Source organism: Brevundimonas sp. GN22, from assembly GCF_054824005.1.
Window position 1 is genome coordinate 1 of sequence record NZ_JSYD01000085.1, and the last position, 17,146, is coordinate 17,146.

At 62.8% G+C, this 17,146-nt stretch carries 23 protein-coding genes; 15 read left to right on the forward strand and 8 right to left on the reverse strand.

All coding sequences use genetic code 11. The features are described 5' to 3' along the window. On the reverse strand, window positions 1–1,004 hold a 1,004-nt coding region (locus OB03_RS11735), incomplete at its 3' end, for a S41 family peptidase (protein ID WP_461344252.1). 146 nt (window positions 1,005–1,150) lie between these two features. Between OB03_RS11735 and OB03_RS11740 the strand changes: the two genes are divergently transcribed. Both OB03_RS11740 and OB03_RS11745 read left to right on the forward strand, forming a co-directional pair. Then, entirely contained in the window at window positions 1,151–2,482 is a 1,332-nt protein-coding gene (locus OB03_RS11740; RefSeq protein WP_461344253.1) for a dihydroorotase, read from the forward strand. Next, window positions 2,479–3,210 (forward strand): prephenate dehydrogenase/arogenate dehydrogenase family protein, encoded by a 732-nt coding sequence (locus tag OB03_RS11745; protein ID WP_461344254.1) that lies wholly within the window; start codon window positions 2,479–2,481, stop codon window positions 3,208–3,210. The genes OB03_RS11740 and OB03_RS11745 overlap by 4 nt, the downstream gene beginning before the upstream one ends. Before the next feature lie 3 nt (window positions 3,211–3,213). Here OB03_RS11745 and OB03_RS11750 read toward each other — a convergent pair whose 3' ends face one another. From OB03_RS11750 to OB03_RS11760, 3 genes are read right to left on the reverse strand one after another with little or no spacing between them, the layout of a single operon-like run. Next, window positions 3,214–4,146, reverse strand: a complete 933-nt coding sequence (locus tag OB03_RS11750; RefSeq protein WP_461344255.1) for an alpha/beta hydrolase — start codon at window positions 4,144–4,146, stop codon at window positions 3,214–3,216. Window positions 4,147–4,167: 21 nt separating this feature from the next. Continuing rightward, entirely contained in the window at window positions 4,168–4,839 is a 672-nt protein-coding gene (locus tag OB03_RS11755; RefSeq protein WP_461344256.1) for an SdpI family protein, read from the reverse strand. Further along, on the reverse strand, window positions 4,836–5,069 hold the full coding sequence (locus tag OB03_RS11760; RefSeq protein ID WP_461344257.1) for an ArsR family transcriptional regulator: 234 nt from the start codon (window positions 5,067–5,069) through the stop codon (window positions 4,836–4,838). The genes OB03_RS11755 and OB03_RS11760 overlap by 4 nt, the downstream gene beginning before the upstream one ends. 183 nt (window positions 5,070–5,252) lie before the next feature. On the opposite strand from OB03_RS11760, the gene OB03_RS11765 reads away from it, so the two are divergent. The 3 genes from OB03_RS11765 to OB03_RS11775 all read left to right on the forward strand — a co-directional run bounded on the left by OB03_RS11765 (window position 5,253) and on the right by OB03_RS11775 (window position 6,639). Further along, window positions 5,253–6,011, forward strand: a complete 759-nt coding sequence (locus OB03_RS11765; RefSeq protein WP_461344258.1) for a 3-oxoacyl-ACP reductase — start codon at window positions 5,253–5,255, stop codon at window positions 6,009–6,011. A 131-nt stretch (window positions 6,012–6,142) separates the two neighbouring features. After that, window positions 6,143–6,319 carry a DUF1328 family protein gene (locus tag OB03_RS11770; protein ID WP_242913679.1) on the forward strand — a complete coding sequence of 59 codons (177 nt, stop codon included), beginning with the start codon at window positions 6,143–6,145 and terminating at the stop codon, window positions 6,317–6,319. A gap of 83 nt (window positions 6,320–6,402) precedes the next feature. Continuing rightward, window positions 6,403–6,639 (forward strand): hypothetical protein, encoded by a 237-nt coding sequence (locus OB03_RS11775; protein WP_242913680.1) that lies wholly within the window; start codon window positions 6,403–6,405, stop codon window positions 6,637–6,639. Here the strand turns inward: OB03_RS11775 and erpA are convergent. After that, window positions 6,636–6,977, reverse strand: a complete 342-nt coding sequence (gene erpA, locus OB03_RS11780; protein ID WP_461344268.1) for an iron-sulfur cluster insertion protein ErpA — start codon at window positions 6,975–6,977, stop codon at window positions 6,636–6,638. The genes OB03_RS11775 and erpA overlap by 4 nt on opposite strands. Window positions 6,978–7,084: 107 nt before the next feature. Between erpA and OB03_RS11785 the strand changes: the two genes are divergently transcribed. The 10 genes from OB03_RS11785 (at window position 7,085) to OB03_RS11830 (ending at window position 14,540) form a co-directional block, all read left to right on the forward strand. Then, window positions 7,085–8,275: a deoxyguanosinetriphosphate triphosphohydrolase gene (locus tag OB03_RS11785; protein WP_461344269.1), complete on the forward strand. Its 1,191-nt coding sequence runs from the start codon at window positions 7,085–7,087 to the stop codon at window positions 8,273–8,275. An 85-nt stretch (window positions 8,276–8,360) separates the two neighbouring features. Then, window positions 8,361–9,179, forward strand: a complete 819-nt coding sequence (locus tag OB03_RS11790; protein WP_461344259.1) for an SPOR domain-containing protein — start codon at window positions 8,361–8,363, stop codon at window positions 9,177–9,179. A 10-nt stretch (window positions 9,180–9,189) separates the two neighbouring features. Beyond that, a complete protein-coding gene (gene nagZ, locus OB03_RS11795; RefSeq protein ID WP_461344260.1) occupies window positions 9,190–10,254 on the forward strand; it encodes a beta-N-acetylhexosaminidase in 1,065 nt (354 codons plus the stop codon). A 20-nt stretch (window positions 10,255–10,274) separates the two neighbouring features. After that, complete coding sequence (locus OB03_RS11800) at window positions 10,275–11,099, forward strand: segregation and condensation protein A (RefSeq protein WP_461344261.1); 825 nt, start codon at window positions 10,275–10,277, stop codon at window positions 11,097–11,099. Beyond that, window positions 11,096–11,770 (forward strand): SMC-Scp complex subunit ScpB, encoded by a 675-nt coding sequence (gene scpB, locus OB03_RS11805; protein WP_461344262.1) that lies wholly within the window; start codon window positions 11,096–11,098, stop codon window positions 11,768–11,770. Before OB03_RS11800 ends, scpB begins: the two co-directional genes overlap by 4 nt. A gap of 158 nt (window positions 11,771–11,928) precedes the next feature. Next, window positions 11,929–12,297, forward strand: a complete 369-nt coding sequence (locus OB03_RS11810; RefSeq protein WP_461344263.1) for an AtpZ/AtpI family protein — start codon at window positions 11,929–11,931, stop codon at window positions 12,295–12,297. Between the two features lie 5 nt (window positions 12,298–12,302). Continuing rightward, entirely contained in the window at window positions 12,303–13,091 is a 789-nt protein-coding gene (locus tag OB03_RS11815; RefSeq protein WP_461344264.1) for a F0F1 ATP synthase subunit A, read from the forward strand. Between the two features lie 58 nt (window positions 13,092–13,149). After that, on the forward strand, window positions 13,150–13,374 hold the full coding sequence (locus tag OB03_RS11820; protein ID WP_242913687.1) for a F0F1 ATP synthase subunit C: 225 nt from the start codon (window positions 13,150–13,152) through the stop codon (window positions 13,372–13,374). An 87-nt stretch (window positions 13,375–13,461) separates the two neighbouring features. Then, window positions 13,462–14,025: a F0F1 ATP synthase subunit B family protein gene (locus OB03_RS11825; protein ID WP_461344265.1), complete on the forward strand. Its 564-nt coding sequence runs from the start codon at window positions 13,462–13,464 to the stop codon at window positions 14,023–14,025. Further along, window positions 14,025–14,540, forward strand: coding sequence for a F0F1 ATP synthase subunit B (locus OB03_RS11830; protein ID WP_242913689.1), 516 nt, complete (start codon window positions 14,025–14,027; stop codon window positions 14,538–14,540). Before OB03_RS11825 ends, OB03_RS11830 begins: the two co-directional genes overlap by 1 nt. 75 nt (window positions 14,541–14,615) lie before the next feature. On the opposite strand, the gene OB03_RS11835 is transcribed toward OB03_RS11830, so the two are convergent. The 3 genes from OB03_RS11835 to gcvPB form a co-directional block, all read right to left on the reverse strand. Further along, window positions 14,616–15,083: a DUF6789 family protein gene (locus OB03_RS11835; protein ID WP_461344266.1), complete on the reverse strand. Its 468-nt coding sequence runs from the start codon at window positions 15,081–15,083 to the stop codon at window positions 14,616–14,618. Between the two features lie 170 nt (window positions 15,084–15,253). After that, window positions 15,254–15,685 (reverse strand): PGPGW domain-containing protein, encoded by a 432-nt coding sequence (locus OB03_RS11840; RefSeq protein ID WP_242913691.1) that lies wholly within the window; start codon window positions 15,683–15,685, stop codon window positions 15,254–15,256. Between the two features lie 201 nt (window positions 15,686–15,886). Beyond that, window positions 15,887–17,146: aminomethyl-transferring glycine dehydrogenase subunit GcvPB (gcvPB, locus tag OB03_RS11845; RefSeq protein ID WP_461344267.1), on the reverse strand; the 1,260-nt coding region annotated here is incomplete at its 5' end.

The following is a 17,146-nucleotide window of genomic DNA, read 5'->3' on the forward strand; positions in this document are numbered from 1 at the left end:
CCGACGGCCAGTCCCTCGCCCATGCTTCCGGTCCAGCGGCCGACGAGGACTTTGACAGGGCCTGCGTGGTGTTTATCCGCGCGGGGTAGAACCTGTTCGATCCATTGACGCGGGATGGAGGTGCGGCGTTCCTCGGCCACGTATCGGTGCATCTGGTAAGGGCGGGCCTCGGTGACGAACCATCCCATAAGGGCACGGGCGATAACCGTATTGCCGCCGCTGGGCGTGTCGCGCAGGTCAAGGATGACGGTTTCGCCTTGCCTCGCGTGGGCCATCGCTTCGTCAAAGGCCGTGATCGTCGCTTGATCGCCAAGGGAGTCGTTGATGCGGATGGTCAGCCCGTCAGGACTGCGTGATACGGAAAGCGCATCGCGGGAGGGGCGGTTTCCGGTATAGAGCGACGCCAGCGTTACCGTGCGCGGATGGTCGTGACCAGTGGCAAGGGTCAGGGTTCTGGCGCTGTCCCGACGGCCCGCCGCCAGTACGCGCGCCGCATAGCCAAGGCCGTCCGGCGGAACGTCCACCCCCAAATCGTTCCAGAAATCCTTGACCGCGAGGGCTGTGGACCGGCCACCGATTTCGAGTACGGCGTCACCGACCACGATACCTGCCTTTGAGGCGGGGCTGTCGTCACGCACGGCGGTGACGATGTAGCGGTCGCCATCATGTTCGATCCATAGATCCGAATAGCTGGGCACCAGCGCCCAGCTGTTGCTGAAGGAACTGCCGGTGATGGTGTGATGGTCCGCCAGCGCGGCCAGTCGCCGCTCCGCATACCGCAGCAGGGAGGCGCTGTCCGTGACCGCCAAGGCTTCGGCCTCCAGCTTTTCGCTAGTTGGCGTTGTTCCTTGCGGGAAGCGGTCGGAATAGGCGTAGTTCTCCACGATCAGACGCTCGATCGATACGGCGTCCGTGCGGAATTGTTCCGGTGTCTGCGCGCGGGCACCGAAGGCTGAGAGCATCACGGAGGTGGCGAGGAGGGACGGCATGATGAATCGGTTCATGCGAAATTGTCCCGCCTTCGCCTCCGGCGCACAACTGAAACTTTATTCATCTGGCCGAGGTTAAGCGGGGCGCTTCGCCTTCCCCTGACTGCCCCCAAGGCGTAGAAGACCGTCCGACTGTAATCCTTCCCGTCGGAGCGCCTCCCATGACCCAGACTTATGACCTGATCGTTCGCGGGGGTGAGGTGGCGAACCATGCGGGGCGCGGCAAGGCGGACGTCGGTGTGATCGACGGCAAGATCGCCTTTATCGGTGACCTAACCGGCGCCTCGGCGGGTGAGGTGTTCGATGCCACGGGGCTGACGGTTCTGCCGGGTGTGATCGACACCCAGGTCCACTTCCGCGAGCCGGGTCTGGAATGGAAGGAAGACCTCGAAACCGGCAGCCGCGCGGCGGCTCTGGGCGGTGTGGTGGCCGTGTTCGAAATGCCGAACACCAACCCCAACACCATCAGCCAGCCGACGCTGGAAGACAAACTGGCCCGCGCCAACAATCGCATGTGGACCGACCACGCCTTTTACGTCGGCGGCACGCACGAGAATGCGGACTATCTGGGCGAGCTGGAGCGCCTGCCGGGCGTGTGCGGCATCAAGGTGTTCATGGGCGCATCGACCGGCGACCTGCTGATCGCCGATGACGAGGGCGTGCGTAAAGTCCTGACCAACACCAAGCGCCGCGCGACCTTCCACTCCGAGGACGAATACCGTCTGGTCGAGCGCCGCGAGCTGGCCCGCACCGGCGACTGGACCAGCCACCCCGAAGTGCGCGACGCCGAGAGCGCTATCCGCTCGACCCGCCGTCTGGTGAGCCTTGCCAAGGAAACGGGCGCTCGCATCCACGTGCTGCACGTGACCACCAAGGACGAGATGGAATACCTGCGCTTCCACAAGGATGTCGCCACGGTCGAAATCACCCCGCAGCACCTGACGCTGGTTGGCCCCGAGGCCTATGAGCGCCTTGGTGCCTATGCGCAGATGAACCCGCCGATCCGCTCGCAGGAGCACGTCGATGCCCTGTGGCTGTGGGGTATCCAACAGGGTGTGGCCGACGTTCTGGGTTCGGACCACGCGCCGCACACCAAGGAAGAAAAGTCCAAGCCCTATCCGGCCTCGCCGTCAGGTATGCCGGGCGTGCAGACGCTGGTGCCGCTGATGCTGGACCACGTGAATAAGGGCCGCCTGTCGTTGGAACGCTTCATCGACCTGACCAGTGGCGGGGCGCAGCGCGTGTTTGGCACCGCCAACAAGGGCCGCATGGCTGTCAGCTATGACGCCGACCTGACCATCGTGGACATGAAGGCCAAGAAGACCATCACCCACGACCAGCAGGCCACCCGTTGCGGCTGGACCCCGTTTGACGGCCACGAAGTTTCGGCATGGCCGGTCGCCACCATCGTGCGCGGGCGCGTGGTGATGAAGGACGGCGAACTGATCGGCACCGCCCACGGCCAGCCGGTCCGCTTCCAGGAAACCCTGTGAGCGCAAAGCCCCGTCTAGGTCTGATCGGCTATGGCGCGTTCGGGAAACTGACCGCGCAGCATCTGGCCGCGCATTTCGATGTGCGGGCCTTTGATCCAGCTATGGACGGGGACGTTGCCTATGCTGCCAAGGTGGATTTAGCCGAGGCGGCGGGCTGTCCGGTGGTGATCCTCGCCGTTCCGGTTGGTGTGCTGGAACAGACGCTTCAGGAGATCGCGCCTCTGTTGGCTGACGGCGCTCTGGTGATCGACGTCGGCTCGGTAAAGGTCAAACCTGCTGAAGCGATGCAGCGTCTGCTGCCCGATCACGTCCGCATCGTCGGTACCCACCCGCTGTTCGGCCCGCAATCGGCCAAGAACGGCTTGGAAGGCCTGCGCATCGCCGTGTGCAAGGTGAGGGGAGCCAAGGATGCCCGCCGCACAGCCGGCTGGTGCCGCAAGGTCCTGAAGCTCAAGGTATTTAACGTCAGTCCTGAAGATCACGACCGCGAGGCCGCGACCGTTCAGGGCCTGACCCACCTAATCGCCCGTGTTCTCCTGAACATGGAACCGCTGCCCACCCGCATGACCACCGCCAGCTTCGAGCGCGTCATGCAGGGCGTGGACATGGTCCGCCACGACAGCACCGCCGTCTATCAAGCCATCGAGCGCGACAACCCCTTTGCTGCTGACGTCCGCGAGCGCTTCTTCTCCTTGTTCGACAAGGCCAGAGGCGAACTGGACGGCTAAGCCCTATCGCGGCGTCAGGATGAAGTCGGCAACGTCTTCGATAACCTGCGGTGCGATCTTGGCGTTTACGTTGGTATAGGTCGCGATATTGGCCGCGCGGTCAGCGGGCGCTTCGGTCAGGGTGTGGTTGATACCTTCCCAGATATTCAGTTCGGATCGCGGTTGGGCGCTGTACAGCGCTTGCGCGTCCACGACCGTGGTGTGCAGATCGGTGGTGCCCTGACCAATGAAGATCGGACCATCATAGTCACGTGCCAACTGCGCCGGATCGCGTTTCATCCACGAGATCAGATAGGGCTGTACCGAAGGACGCAGCAGGGCCATGAGCGCAACGGGCGGATTTTCGACCGTGCGTCCGGCTTCCAATTCCGCCAGCATGTCGAACGTCTCGTCCTTCAACGGCTGGGGCAGTTGGACGCTTAGCTGTTCGCGCAGCACCACGCCCACCGGACGCCCCACACCGGCGAGCAGGATCTGGCCGCAAACCGGTGCATCCTTGTCGGCTGCAGCAGACTGGACCACCAGCGCGCCCTCGGAATGGCCAATCAGCCAGACGCACGGCGCACCCGTTTGTTCTGCGGTCAACCGGGCCCAGTTGCGGGCATCCTCGACATAGGTGTCGAACCTTAACTGTGCCTCCGACACGACGGCAGGAATGCTGGCAGCGATGCCGCGCTTGTCGATGCGGACGGTGGCGATGCCCCGTGCGGCCAGCCCCTCGGCCAGCTGCTTCAAAGAGCCGTTGCTCACGCCCAACGGGCTGTTCCCGTCGCGGTCGGTTGGGCCGCTTCCGGGGATGATGACGGCGGCGGCGACCATCTCGCCTGCAGGCCGTAGCATCGTGCCGTGCAGAGGGGCAGGGGTCGCCTCTAGCGTCACATGAGTTTCGGTCGGCCCCGCAAACATCAGGGCGGCAGCCATAAGGCTCAGCATCATGCGTCTCCGTTTCGGGGCAGGTTAGAAGCTCTGCGCTTCGGGATCGTTACGCCACACACGCCAGCTTTCGAACACCGACAGGCCCGCAGCGCCCAGCAGGCCGATGACCAGCGCACCGGTCAGAATATTTGCTGGCACCCACAAGGCTGCGACGAGGCCGGCCACTCCCAGCCAGAACATCAGCCGTCCGGCCAAGCGGTTCGACTTGTCCCACGCCAGACGGGATTTGTAGGCCCACGGGGTCTTCACCCCGATAAAGGCATTGGGGCCGACCTTGCCCAGTACCGCGCCCAGTAGAATGCTGATGCCCGACAGGAACAGGGCGGAGCTGACCATATTGTATTGTCCCGATGCCGCCTGAGGGCCGAGAGCCGCCCAAGCGATCATCAACGCCACACCTGCCATGATCAGCACCGATACCAACTGCCCGTTGGCCAGCGCCTTGCGCCGGACAGAATCGGTCGCTGCCTTCGCCTGATGGGCGGTCAGATAGGCAACGACCAGATTGATCAGGCCCAGACCGCCCAGCGTCAGCGCCAGTTCGGTCCGGCTACCGAAACGGTCAGCATTGCCTTGAAAGTCGAAATGCAGCGGCACGGGCGTGGTCGGACCCTTCAGTGCAATCCATGCGCTACCTGCAAAGATCAGAAGGGAGACGGCCAGCGCCAGACGGGTGTTCAGAGTCGTATTCATGGCGTCTCCTCCGTGTTCTGTTTTTTGCCTGCACCCGCCATGTCCAGCAGGAAGGCCAAACCTTCCTCGACCGCCGAGATTTCCAACCGGTACCGTACTGACTGACCGTGCTTCTCCGTGCTGACCAGTTCGGCCTCTTTCAGGGCGTTGAGGTGCCCCGTGACCGTTGGCCAGCTCATGTCAAAGGCTGCGGCGATATCGCCCGAGGCCTTTGGTCCATCCCTCAGCATGGCGATAATCTGGCGCCGAACCGGATGGGACAAAGCTTTGAAAAGCGCATTCATTAGGAAAAATCATAATTAGGAACATTCCTAAATGCAAGTCCGAAAATCAACGCTCGGCCAGCGCCTGTGTTGGACCTGCGCTCGGGTGGCGACTAAGGGATCACAACCACGGTTGAGGGGAGCCATCGCATGCACATTTCCGAACAGATCGTCCTCATTACCGGCGGGGCACGCGGTGTCGGCGCTGAAGCGGCGCGGGCCTTCGCGCGTGAAGGGGCGCGGGTGGTAATCAACTGGCGCAGCAGCGGCGATGCTGCCCATGCGCTGGCCGCCGAAATCGGTGAGCAGGCCGTCGCCCTGCAGGCCGACGTGATCGACCGGGCCGCTGTCGAGGCGATGTTGGCCAAGGCCGATCAACACTACGGCGGGGCGGTTACGACCGTCATCAACAATGCGCTGGACTATAGCTTCAACGGTGATGCTCGGTCCCAGATGGAAACCATCGGCTGGGATGAGTTCGCCAGCCAGTTTCAGACCGTCATCCATGGCGCGCTGAACGTCATTCAGGCCGCTACGCCGGGGATGAAGGCCAAGGGCTTTGGCCGCGTGGTCAACATCGGCACCAACCTCGTGCAAAATCCGGTGGTGCCCTATCACGACTATACGGCCGCCAAGGCAGCCTTGATGAGCCTGACGCGCACGGCTGCTGGCGATCTGGGTCCGCACGGCATTACAGTTAATATGGTCTCGGGCGGCTTGCTTCGCACCACCAACGCCAGCGCCGCCACGCCCGATGCAGTCTTCGATCTGATCGCAGGCATGACCCCGCTGCGTAGCGTCACCACTCCGCAAGAGTTCGCCGACGCCATCCTCTTCTTCGCCTCGCCGTGGAGCCGCGCCGTTACGGGACAGAACCTTGTCGTCGACGGTGGTTTGGTGCGCGATTAATCACAGCTTTGGCGGCTTGGCCCTTAATCCTTGGCGTGCTGGGCAGGGGTAAGGACAACCGATACGTTCCCGATAATCAGGAACAGGGTTCAGCTTGACGGGTTCTATCTGCGTAGAAGCAGGAGAAACCTATGATCAAATGGGCCATCATCTTCGCTATCATCGCCATCGTAGCCAGTATTCTGGGCTTTGGCGGGGTTGCGGGGGCCGCTGCCGGTATCGCTAAATTCCTGGCGATTGCAGCGATCGTGATCTTCCTGGTCTTCCTTGTCCTCGGTGTGATGGCGGGCAAGAAGATCGTCAAATGACAAAAGGGCCTCCGGATCGGGAGGCCCTTTTTACATGGCAAAGCTTGGGCTAAGTCCTGCACTCCATAGTGCGAGAGCCGGGCATGAAGTCATTTTTGAGAACTACAGCGTGCCTGATCCTGCTCGCGGGGATGGTCGGCTTTGCCCTGAGCCCCTGGGGGCGTGCGCTCGCCGACTGGATCAGGGAAATCGCCTATTGGATCCAGGTGTCGCTGGCCGTGGTCGCGGGCGTAGGCGGGATGGTGTTGGGCATTGCCATGATGTTCCGCGACGCCCGCAAGAAACGCTCGGCCGAAGCCGCAAAAGCGCCGAAAGCCTAGATCGAGAAGCTGACGCCGCAGCCGCAGCTGGAGGCGGCGTTCGGGTTTTGGATCACAAACTGCGCACCGGCCAGTTCGTCGACGAAGGTGATCTCCGATCCCTTCAGGAACGGCACCGACACCTTGTCCACCAGCGCGGCCTGACCGTCGCATTCGATGCGGATGTCGTCGGCCTGCGCCTCTTCGACCAGATCAAGCTGATACTGGAAGCCGGAACAGCCGCCACCCTCGACCGCGACGCGAAGCATCAGGGACTTGCCCTCGGCCTGCGACAGGGCCGCCAGACGGCCCGCCGCCGCTTGCGACAGGGTGATGCCTTCCGGTGCTCGGGCACTGATGGAAAAGGCGGCTGTGGATTGTTCTGTGGATTGGACGGTGCTCACAGGGTTCTATATGAGGCGTGGGAAGCCAATAAAAAAGCCCTGCCTTGTTCAAAGTTGATGTCGTGAGCCAGATCGAACGCGCCCCATACGCCGAACGCCACGAAAACAGCCGTGGTCGCCGCATCCCCGAGCCGCCCAGCCGCACCCGCACACCTTTTGCGCGCGACCGTGACCGCATCATCCACGCAACGGCTTTCCGCCGTCTGAAAGAAAAGACGCAGGTCTTCGTTGCGCACGAAGGCGATACCTATCGCACGCGCCTGACCCACTCGCTGGAAGTGGCGCAGATCGCCCGCTCGCTAGCCCACGCGCTGCGCCTCGATGACGATCTGGCCGAAACAATCGCTCTGGCGCACGACCTCGGCCACCCGCCGTTCTCGCACGCGGGCGAGGACGAACTGGCCGAGCTGATGAAGGACTACGGCGGCTTTGACCACAACGTCCAAAGCTTCCGCGTCGTGACCGAACTCGAGATGCGCTATCCGGCGTTTGCGGGGCTGAACCTGACGTGGGAAACCGTCGAGGGCGTGGTCAAGCACAATGGTCCGGTACTGCATCACCTTGGTGATCCGGCGTGGGCCAGGGTGGCCGAGTATCACGCGGGCGGTTCGATGAACTGGGACCTGCGCCTTGGCACCTTCGCCTCGCTTGAGGCCCAGTGCGCCGCCATTGCGGACGACATTGCCTATAACAACCACGATGTGGACGATGGCGTTCAGGCGGGTCTGTTCACCTTGAACGACCTGTCGCAGATCCCGCTGATCGGCCCGGCCATTGCCGCGGCGCGGGCGGACTATCCCAATATCGACGACCGTATGCTGCGTCTGGAGGCGGTACGCCGCATGATCGGCGTCATGGTCGACGACGTACTGGCCGAGACCGAGCACCGCCTGAAATCGCACCGGATCGAAACGGTCGAAGACGTACGACTGGCCCCCGAAACCCTCGTCCAGTTCTCGGCGGGGATGATGGAGGAGCTGGCCGTTCTGCGCCGCTTCCTGTTCGAGCGGATGTACCGCCACTATCGCGTAAACCGTACCCGCAGTCAGGCCCGCCGCGTGCTGGCGCAACTGTTCAATCTGGCCATGGCCGAGCCCGAGGTTCTGCCGCCGGAGTGGCAGAAGGCGGCGCTGACCGACAATATGACCGAGCGTGCGCGCGCTGTGTGCGACTATATCGCCGGTATGACCGACCGCTATGCCATTGAAGTGCATAGAAAGCTGTTCAGCCTCGACGTCGCCCTCGATCTATGATTCGAAAGACGGGGGCCGGGGGTGATAAAATAATGACGACCGCGCACCGATTCGCGCGGGCGGAACCGAGTTAAAGGCGCGACCCATGTCCTACGATGATGATAACCGAGGCTACCCCCAGCAGGGCCGCGATACCGGCCGCGAACGCGGGGCCTATACGCCTCCGACCGACGACGACCTGCCGTTCAACCGTGGTGGCTATGATGCCCGCCGCGCCCCGTCGTCGAAGTCTCCGCCGCTGACGCTGATCATCAGCGTTGTCGTGCTGCTGGCGATCGTCATCGGTATTATCCTCGCCTATACGATGGGTGGCTCGCGCAAGGAGGGCCAGATGCCCGCCGCTGTCGGCACGCCGGTCGAGACCATGAAGGTGGACTCTCCGCTGGACGCCCAGCCGGTTAACCCCGAAGCGGGCATCAGCGTCTATCGCGATACGCCGGAAGCCGAAGCCGCCACCCCGACCCTGACGGAAGGTCCTGAAGCCGTTCTGCCGCGTCCGGCACCGTCGGCAGATACCCAAGCTGCTGCGCCCGCTCCGCTGGCACCGGCTCCGGCCCGTCCGGCTCCGACGCCCGCACCGGCACCAGCGCCGGCTGCTGTTGCGCCGAAACCGGCCGCTCCGGTTGCCGCTCCGGCCCCTGCGCCTGCTCCGGCGGCTGCCGCTACGGGCACCTCGCGCGTCCAGATCGGTGCCTTCTCCTCGCGTGAACAGGCCGAGCAACAGTATTCGGCGGCTGCAGGTCGTCACGGCGGTTTGACCGCTGGTGCTCGTCGCCAGATCGAAGCCGTCGAGCGTGACGGCAAGACCCTGTACCGCACGTCGTTCGGCGGTCTGAGCCGCGAACGCGCCACCACGCTGTGCAACGCCATCAAGGCGTCGGGCGGCACCTGCTTCGTCGGCTGAGGCTAGACGATTGACTTCTGCTGCCATTTTCGGCTGCACGGGATACCGGTTGTCGGCACAGGAGCGCGCCTTCTTTGCCGACGCCAATCCGTGGGGCTTTATTCTCTTCCGTCGCAATGTCGAAAGTCCGGATCAGGTTCGCGCCCTGGTTCAGGACCTGCGCGACAGCGTGGGCCGCGACGACGCTCCTGTCCTGATCGATCAGGAAGGTGGGCGGGTGCAACGCCTTGGCCCGCCGTTCTGGCCTAAATATCCGCCGGGTGCGGCCTACCTTCAGGCTGCCGAAGGCGATGTGTTCAAAGCGCGCGAACTGGTGCGCCTCGGGGCGCGCCTGATGGCCCATGACCTTCATGAACTGGGCATCAATGTCGACTGCGTTCCGGTGATGGACGTTCCGGTCCCTGGCGCTCACGACATCATCGGCGACCGCGCCTATGCCCGCGATCCCCAGACGGTGGCCCAACTGGGCCGCGCCGCCGCCGAGGGCATGCTGGCGGGCGGTGTTTTGCCGATCATCAAACACATCCCCGGTCATGGCCGCGCCTTTGCCGACAGCCACCATGACCTCCCGATCGTGGAGACCCCGCTGGCCGTACTGGACGCGTGGGACTTTGTGCCCTTCCGCGCCATGTCGGACATGCCGATGGCCATGACCGCCCACGTGGTGTTCACCGCCGTGGATGCCGAGGCTCCGGCTACGACGTCCAAGGCAGGCATCCGTCTTATCCGCGAGCGTCTCGGCTTTGGCGGCCTGATTATGACCGACGACCTCTCGATGCAGGCTCTGTCGGGCACGCTGAAAGAGCGCACCGAGGCGTCGTTCAAGGCCGGCAATGACATCGTCCTGCACTGCAATGGCAAGCTGGACGAGATGACCGAGATCGCATCAGTGACCAAGACGCTGGGCGGCATTGCCGCTCGCCGCGCCGAGGCTGTGCTGGAACGTGTGGTCCGCACGCCTGAACCGCTAGACGTCGACGCTGCGCGCGCCCGCTTCGCTGCGGCAATGGAAGGCCGCTATCAGGCGGCCAGCGGACCTGACGTGGGCGAAGCCCAAGCGCCGGAACTGGCGTGAACTGATATGGGGCAGGGGGCATGACAGATACCTTCCAGCCGAACCTCGACTTCACCGCGGTCCAGCAGGCCGAGGCGAAGGAGGCGTTCGTCGTTGATCTGGAAGGTTATGAAGGTCCCCTGCACGTCCTTCTGGAACTGGCCCGCAGCCAGAAGGTGGACCTGCTAAAGCTTTCGATCACCCGACTGGCCGAACAGTATCTGCTGTTCGTTCACGAGGCGCGGCGACGTAACTTCTCGCTGGCGGCGGACTATCTGGTGATGGCGTCGTGGCTGGCCTATCTGAAGTCGCGCCTGCTGATCCCGCGTAACGAGAAGGACAAGGGCGAAGAGCCACCCGCAGAGCAGATGGCTGCTGCGCTGGCCTTCCGCCTGCAAAAGCTGGAGGCCATGCGAACCGCCGTGGCCAACCTGACGAAACGCCCGCAACTGGGCCGCGACGTCTTTATGCGCGGCGATCCCGAGCAAACCGTGATCGTGCCATCGGATCAGATCGACGCCAGCCTCTATGAACTGATGACAGCCTATGTGACCCAGCGGGTCAAGCAGGAGCGGCGCAACTATAACCCGACTGCCCGCGTCGAAGCCTTCCAACTGGAAGCCGCCCGCGACTGGCTACGCGAGATTATGCCGCGCCTCGCCGAATGGACGCCGCTGGAGCGCGTTGCCCCGCAGCGACCCGACGATCACGACGGCCCGTCACAGGCCAGCTATACGGCCTCTACGCTTTCGGCCTCGCTGGAACTGGTAAAGGAAGGCGGCATGGACATTCGTCAGGAAAGGCCGTTTGACGATATCTGGCTGCGTCGGCGCGGACCGGCCCCCGCGCTGGAGTTGGAACCGTGAGTCTGAACTTCGCCCCTGACCATCTGGAGATCGAGCGCCGCATTGAGGCCCTGCTGTTCGCTGCCGCCGCGCCGCTATCGCGCGAGGAGTTGGCGCGTCGTCTGCCGGAAGGTGCCGATGTATCCGGTGCCCTGACCGCACTTCAGGAGCGCTATAAGGGCAGGGGGGTCGAACTCGATTCCGTAGCGGGGCGCTATCGTTTCCGCACCGCCGAGGACCTCGGCTTCCTGATGACGGAAGAGCGCGAAGAGCCTCGACGATTGTCTAAGGCTGCGCTCGAGACGCTGGCCATCATTGCCTATCATCAGCCTTGCACCCGCGCCGAAATTGAAAGCGTGCGCGGTGTGTCGCTGTCGAAAGGCACGCTGGATGTGCTGCTGGAGATGGGATTCGTTCGCCTGCGCGGTCGTCGTCGCACGCCGGGTCGTCCCGTAACCTACGGAACCGCAGACCGATTCTTGGAACATTTCGGTTTGGCGGGTCTGTACGATCTGCCGGGCGTGCAGGAAATGAAGGCGGCGGGACTGCTGGATCTGTCCATGCCTGTCGGCTTCGAGGTTCCGGATCCTTCGCTTTCCCGCGACGAAGACGGCGAAGAATTATTGCCGGGAATGGACGCGGACACGCCGGAATTTGCCCAAGATTTCATAGGCGAAGGCGGCGAGTCGTAGCTTTAGGGGCGACCTTGCGTCGCGTCTGAAAATAAACCACGAAAATCCATACACTTAAGTCTCAAACCTGTCGCCTTGACCTGAAGGCCCTCCGCCTATAGGTTCCGCGCGAAATTCAGACCCCTGCCGACAGCCCGTCGGCGATGAGCGAATTGGCCATGTCCTCTACGAAGGAATCGCGCGAAGAGGCGATGAAACGTCTCTCGGAACGCGCATCCGCCCTAGAGGCGCGGACAAGAACCGAGGTGGTAGCAACCGCCGAGGCTCAAAAGGTCGTTGGTCAGGCTTGGCGCATCGTCGCCGAACTGATCGGTGGCGTTTTTATCGGTCTGGGACTTGGTGTGGCTGTCGATTACTTCTTCGACACTGCGCCGATAGGCGTAATCGGCGGGGTCCTCGTGGGCTTCGCTTTGTCATTTTTTATGGCCCGCAATACAGCCAAACGGCTTATGGCGGAGGCCAAGGCACTCGGTGAAACCCCTTCGGGTGAGCCGATTGTCGAGGTTAACGAAGACGAGGAACGATAGGCTTCATGGCCGGTCCGATTGAACAATTTGAGGTCAAGCCGCTCGTAGAGTTCGGCACGGTCAATGTTCCCGTTCTCGGTGAGCAAGTGATCGCTATCACCAACTCGCACGTTGCGATGACCATCGCCTTTGCGGTTGTTGTGGGCTTCCTGGGTCTAGCCACCAGCAAGAATGCTGTGGTTCCGGGCCGTATGCAGGCTGCGGGTGAAACCCTGTTCGGCATGGTCGACAACCTGACCTCGTCGATCATCGGTCACGACGGCAAGAAGTATTTCCCGTTCGCCTTCACCATGTTCATGCTGGTTCTGGCGATGAACTTGCTGGGCATGTTCCTGACCTTCACCGCGACCTCGCAACTGGCCGTCACCCTGACGCTGGGCCTGATCTCGTTCCTGACCGTCGTCGTCGTCGGCTTCGTCAAGAATGGTCTGGGCTTCTTCAAGCTGTTCTGGCCGGCTGGCGCGCCTCTGGCGCTGCGCCCTGTCGTTGGTCTGATCGAGTTTGTTTCGTTCCTGCTGCGTCCGGCTACCCTGGCCCTGCGTCTGTTCGGTAACATGCTGGGTGGCCACGTCGCCCTGAAGATCTTTGCCCAGTTCGTTGTGCAACTGGGTGCTGTGGCCATCGCCACCGGCGGTATCGCCTACGCCTTCTTCGGCGTTGCAGCTCTCTCGCTGGGCATGACCGTTGCGATGACCGCACTTGAGTTTCTGGTGGCCTTCCTTCAGGCCTTCGTTTTCACTGTTCTGACCTGCATCTATCTCAATGATGTGGTCAACCTGGGTGAAGGCCACTAAGGCCTAATCTCAGCTACTTCACCCTACCTCTAACGTCTCTCGATTTAGGAAACACATCATGGACGCTGAAGCCGCAAAGTACATCGGCGCTGGTCTGGCCACCCTGGGCATGATCGGTTCGGCTCTGGCCGTTGGTAACATCTTCGGTAACTTCCTGGCTGGCGCTCTGCGCAACCCGGCTGCTGCCGCTGCTCAAGTCGGCAACCTGTTCGTGGGTGCCGCTCTGGCAGAAGCCCTGGGCATCCTGGCCTTCGTGCTGGGCGTCCTGATGATCTTCGGCTAATCCTTAGCCTCTAAGAAGACCACACAGTACCGACGGCGCGTAGGTTCGTCCTACGCGCCGTTGTCCTGATCTAAAGATAGACGGACCATGGCCGCAGAACCCACACTCGAAGCACCGACCGGCGACGTACACGCCGAGACCCATGCCTCCACCGAGCACGCCTCGGGCGGCCTGCCCCAGTTCGAATTCCAGCACTGGGTTGGTCAGATTGGCTACCTGCTGATCCTGTTCGCCATCACCTATGTGCTGATCGCCAAGGTGTTTGCACCGCGCATGCGCCGTGTGATCGACGAACGTGCCGAAACCATCGACGGTGCCATTGCCACCGCCCGTTCGGTTCAAGCCGAAGCTGAAGCGCAAGCTGAAGCTGCCCGCGCCGAGGTCGAAAAGGCCCGCGCCGACGCCCGCGCTACCGCAGCCGCTGCGAAAGCCCGCGTCACCGAAGAATTCAACGCCCGCCTGGCCGCTGACGAAGCTGTCGTCAACGCCCGCATCGCTGAAGCCGAAGCCAAGATCGCTTCGACCCGCGACGCTGCCATGGGTAACGTCACTGCCATCGCTTCGGACGCCACCAGCGCTATGCTGGAACGTCTGACCGGCAAGGCCCCGACTGCGGCCGAGCTGGAAGCTGCCATCAAGGGAGCTGCCTAATGCCCGCTTTTCTGACCGCCCACTTCTGGGACATCAGCAACCCTGAGTTCTGGGTTGGCGTCGGCCTCGTCATCTTCTTCGCCATCGTCATCTTCGCTGGCGTGCCGAAGCTGGTTGCTGCCGGTCTGGACGCCAAAGCTGCCAAGATCCAGCAAGACCTGGATGAAGCCGCCCGTCTGCGTGCCGAAGCCGAAGCCATGCTGGCCCAGATCCGCAAGGAAAAGGCCGAAGCCGAAGCTCAAGCTGCCGAGCTGCTGTCGACCGCCGAAGCCGAAGCCAAGCGTCTGGAAGCCGACGCCAAGGCCCGCATCGAAGAATCGACTGCCCGTCGTCAGGAACTGGCCGAGCGTCGTATCGCTCAAGCCGAAGCCGAAGCGACCCGCGAAGTGAAGTCGGCTGCTGCTGACCTCGCCGCCATGGCTGCTCAGGAAATCCTGGCTGCCCGCATCGCTGGTGCCAAGACCGATCCGGCTCTGGACGCAGCGATCAGCCAACTGGCTGGCAAGCTGAACTAAGATTGGGGGCAACCCTGAATGTCAAAAGGCCCCGCTTTCGCGGGGCCTTTTTTCTTGTCCTGATCTGCCGAAGCCCTAGTGGGCGGGGGCAGCACCCATGGGGTGGATATGCGCCTTCTCGCGCTTGAGGAGGCGTTCAAAGGTCGAGCCGAGCACTGCACCATAGATAGCGTGCGTGACCAGCATCCAAGCCAAGCCTTCAAAACCACCAGACGGAATGATCCGCTGATCCGGGACAATCATGGTCGCATAGATCATCAGGACCACCCATGCGCCGACGGCAAAGGCGATGCCTTTAGCCATAGCAACCTTGGTGGGTAGGCGGTCGTAGAGCAGGCCAAAAAGGCCGCCCAGAACCACAATGCCGAACAGGATATGAAGGGCCCATCCTGCTGCTGCATTCCCCGGCATGCCGAACATCTTGGCGACGATCAGCGGGAACGGGGTGAACATCTTCAACACATACATGTTGATGGCCTCAACTGCGGCCACAATCACCGTTGCGGTAAGACCTGCAACGATGCCGTTTTTTACGCGTGACATCATTAGTTTAGCGCCTCCCAACGCCAACACTTCGAGACTACGCGAGGTCGAGGGTAAGCCTTTTTTTGGCTAATGTCGAAGAACGCTGTTCACATTAACGTGCGGGCGCGCAATCGAGCGGGCTGTCTTAAGCCCGTGGCGCAGCGATTTTTCGAAGTCAAATCGGGAGGTTAAGCGGCCTTGGAGGCGCTGCGGCGGGCCGCACGGTAGGCCCGCACACGTGCCCGCAAACGCCGGCGCAAACGCGGCAGTGCACGGCGGCGACGGCTGCGGACAACCATCTTCTCCATGCGCAGAGCCTGCTGCCAGAAAACCGGTGCCACTTCAGGGTTCTTCCGCATGAGGCGGCGGAAGGGATAGACCCAGTTCGGCTTGGCGCGCTGCGCCTTGATGAACTGGCGCTTGGCCCAGAACGAGTTGCGCAGCACGATCACCAAACCCAGCGTGATCACCGGAATACCGCCCGGACCCGGCAGCGGCGCGATGATCAGGCCCACCAGCATGATGAACAGCCCCACGCCCATCAACGCCAGACGGCGAAGACGGCGGCTCGCACCTGTACGGGGCGGCGGAGGGATCAGTGGTGTCAGGACCAAGGTCACAGCGAGCTACTTGCGTATAGGAGGAGGCGGGGAGACGCGGGGAGGAAGTACTAAACAGATGGGAATCCGTTGTTCCCACACAAGGCCAGTTTGAGGGCCGAACCATGACTTCCGAATGAACGATCAGTCACGTTGGGCGAAAAGAAAACGCCGTGTCTCGAAAGACACGGCGTTTGGTTAGCTAGGGTTGAAAACAGGCGCTCAGGCGGCCTGGTTCGAACCTTCCGGCTTCACCCAGCGCAGCTTGGGCGAGCGGGCTGCCTTGGTTTCGTCGAGACGACGCATCGGGGCGTGGAACGGTGCGCCCTTGAAGCGGTCAACGTCACCAGCCTTGGCGGCCTGTGCCAGCAGGCGCATGGCCTCGATGAAACGATCCAGTTCGGCCTTGGATTCCGTCTCGGTCGGCTCGATCAGCATGGCCCCGTGGACGACCAGCGGGAAATACATGGTCATCGGGTGGAAGCCCTCGTCGATCATCGCCTTGGCGAAGTCGAGTGTGGTGATGTCCGTGCCCTTGAGCCATTCATCGTCGAACAGGGCCTCGTGCATGCACGGACCGTCCGGGAAGGCGGCGCTCATCAGGTCCGACAGGCGGGCCTTGATGTAGTTGGCGTTCAGGACAGCGTCCTCGGCGACTTGGCGCAGGCCGTCGGCACCGTGGGACATCATGTAGGAGAGGGCGCGCACATACATGCCCATTTGCCCTTGGAAGGCGCACAGACGGCCAAAGGCTTGTGCAGCCTCGTCCTCTTCACGCTCGACCAGTTTGAAGCCCTCGCCAGTGTTCACGACCCAAGGCGCGGGGGCGAACGGAGCCAGAGCTTCGGACAGGACAACCGGACCTGCGCCCGGACCGCCGCCGCCGTGCGGTGTCGAGAAGGTCTTGTGCAGGTTGATGTGCATGGCGTCGACGCCCAGATCGCCCGGACGCACGCGACCGACGATGGCGTTGAAGTTGGCACCGTCGCAATAGAAGTAAGCCCCTGCCTCATGGGTCAGGCGGCTGATTTCCATGATGTCGCGCTCGAACAGGCCGCAGGTGTTCGGGTTGGTGACCATGATGGCCGCCACGTCCGGACCCAGCTTGCTGGCCAGATCGGCCACGTCCACACGGCCGTCCTCGGTCTGGGCGACCTCGACGACGGTGTAGCCGACGAAGGCGGCGGTGGCAGGGTTGGTGCCGTGGGCCGAGGTCGGGACCAGCACCTTGCGGCGCTGTTCGTGCTCGCCCTTGGCTTCGTGGGCGGCGCGGATGGCCATCAGGCCGCACAGCTCGCCGTGAGCGCCTGCCTTGGGCGACAGAGCCACAGCCGGCATGCCGGTCAGGGTGGTCAGCCAGTGCGACAGGCTATCCATCAGCTCCAGCGCGCCTTGGACCGTCGATTGCGGTTGCAGCGGGTGGATGTCCGAGAAACCGGCCAGACGGGCCATCTTCTCGTTCAGGCGCGGGTTGTGCTTCAT

What these genes read in the sequence shown, in the direction of transcription:
- OB03_RS11755 (WP_461344256.1), bottom strand. Translation starts at nt 4,839, where the DNA reads ATGAATACGACTCTGAACACCCGTCTGGCGCTGGCCGTCTCCCTTCTG.
- OB03_RS11740 (WP_461344253.1), top strand. Translation starts at nt 1,151, where the DNA reads ATGACCCAGACTTATGACCTGATCGTTCGCGGGGGTGAGGTGGCGAAC.
- OB03_RS11760 (WP_461344257.1), bottom strand. Translation starts at nt 5,069, where the DNA reads ATGCTGAGGGATGGACCAAAGGCCTCGGGCGATATCGCCGCAGCCTTT.
- OB03_RS11765 (WP_461344258.1), top strand. Translation starts at nt 5,253, where the DNA reads ATGCACATTTCCGAACAGATCGTCCTCATTACCGGCGGGGCACGCGGT.
- OB03_RS11830 (WP_242913689.1), top strand. Translation starts at nt 14,025, where the DNA reads ATGCCCGCTTTTCTGACCGCCCACTTCTGGGACATCAGCAACCCTGAG.
- OB03_RS11775 (WP_242913680.1), top strand. Translation starts at nt 6,403, where the DNA reads ATGAAGTCATTTTTGAGAACTACAGCGTGCCTGATCCTGCTCGCGGGG.
- OB03_RS11820 (WP_242913687.1), top strand. Translation starts at nt 13,150, where the DNA reads ATGGACGCTGAAGCCGCAAAGTACATCGGCGCTGGTCTGGCCACCCTG.
- OB03_RS11800 (WP_461344261.1), top strand. Translation starts at nt 10,275, where the DNA reads ATGACAGATACCTTCCAGCCGAACCTCGACTTCACCGCGGTCCAGCAG.
- OB03_RS11750 (WP_461344255.1), bottom strand. Translation starts at nt 4,146, where the DNA reads ATGATGCTGAGCCTTATGGCTGCCGCCCTGATGTTTGCGGGGCCGACC.
- OB03_RS11770 (WP_242913679.1), top strand. Translation starts at nt 6,143, where the DNA reads ATGATCAAATGGGCCATCATCTTCGCTATCATCGCCATCGTAGCCAGT.
- OB03_RS11810 (WP_461344263.1), top strand. Translation starts at nt 11,929, where the DNA reads ATGTCCTCTACGAAGGAATCGCGCGAAGAGGCGATGAAACGTCTCTCG.
- OB03_RS11815 (WP_461344264.1), top strand. Translation starts at nt 12,303, where the DNA reads ATGGCCGGTCCGATTGAACAATTTGAGGTCAAGCCGCTCGTAGAGTTC.
- OB03_RS11790 (WP_461344259.1), top strand. Translation starts at nt 8,361, where the DNA reads ATGTCCTACGATGATGATAACCGAGGCTACCCCCAGCAGGGCCGCGAT.
- OB03_RS11825 (WP_461344265.1), top strand. Translation starts at nt 13,462, where the DNA reads ATGGCCGCAGAACCCACACTCGAAGCACCGACCGGCGACGTACACGCC.
- OB03_RS11835 (WP_461344266.1), bottom strand. Translation starts at nt 15,083, where the DNA reads ATGTCACGCGTAAAAAACGGCATCGTTGCAGGTCTTACCGCAACGGTG.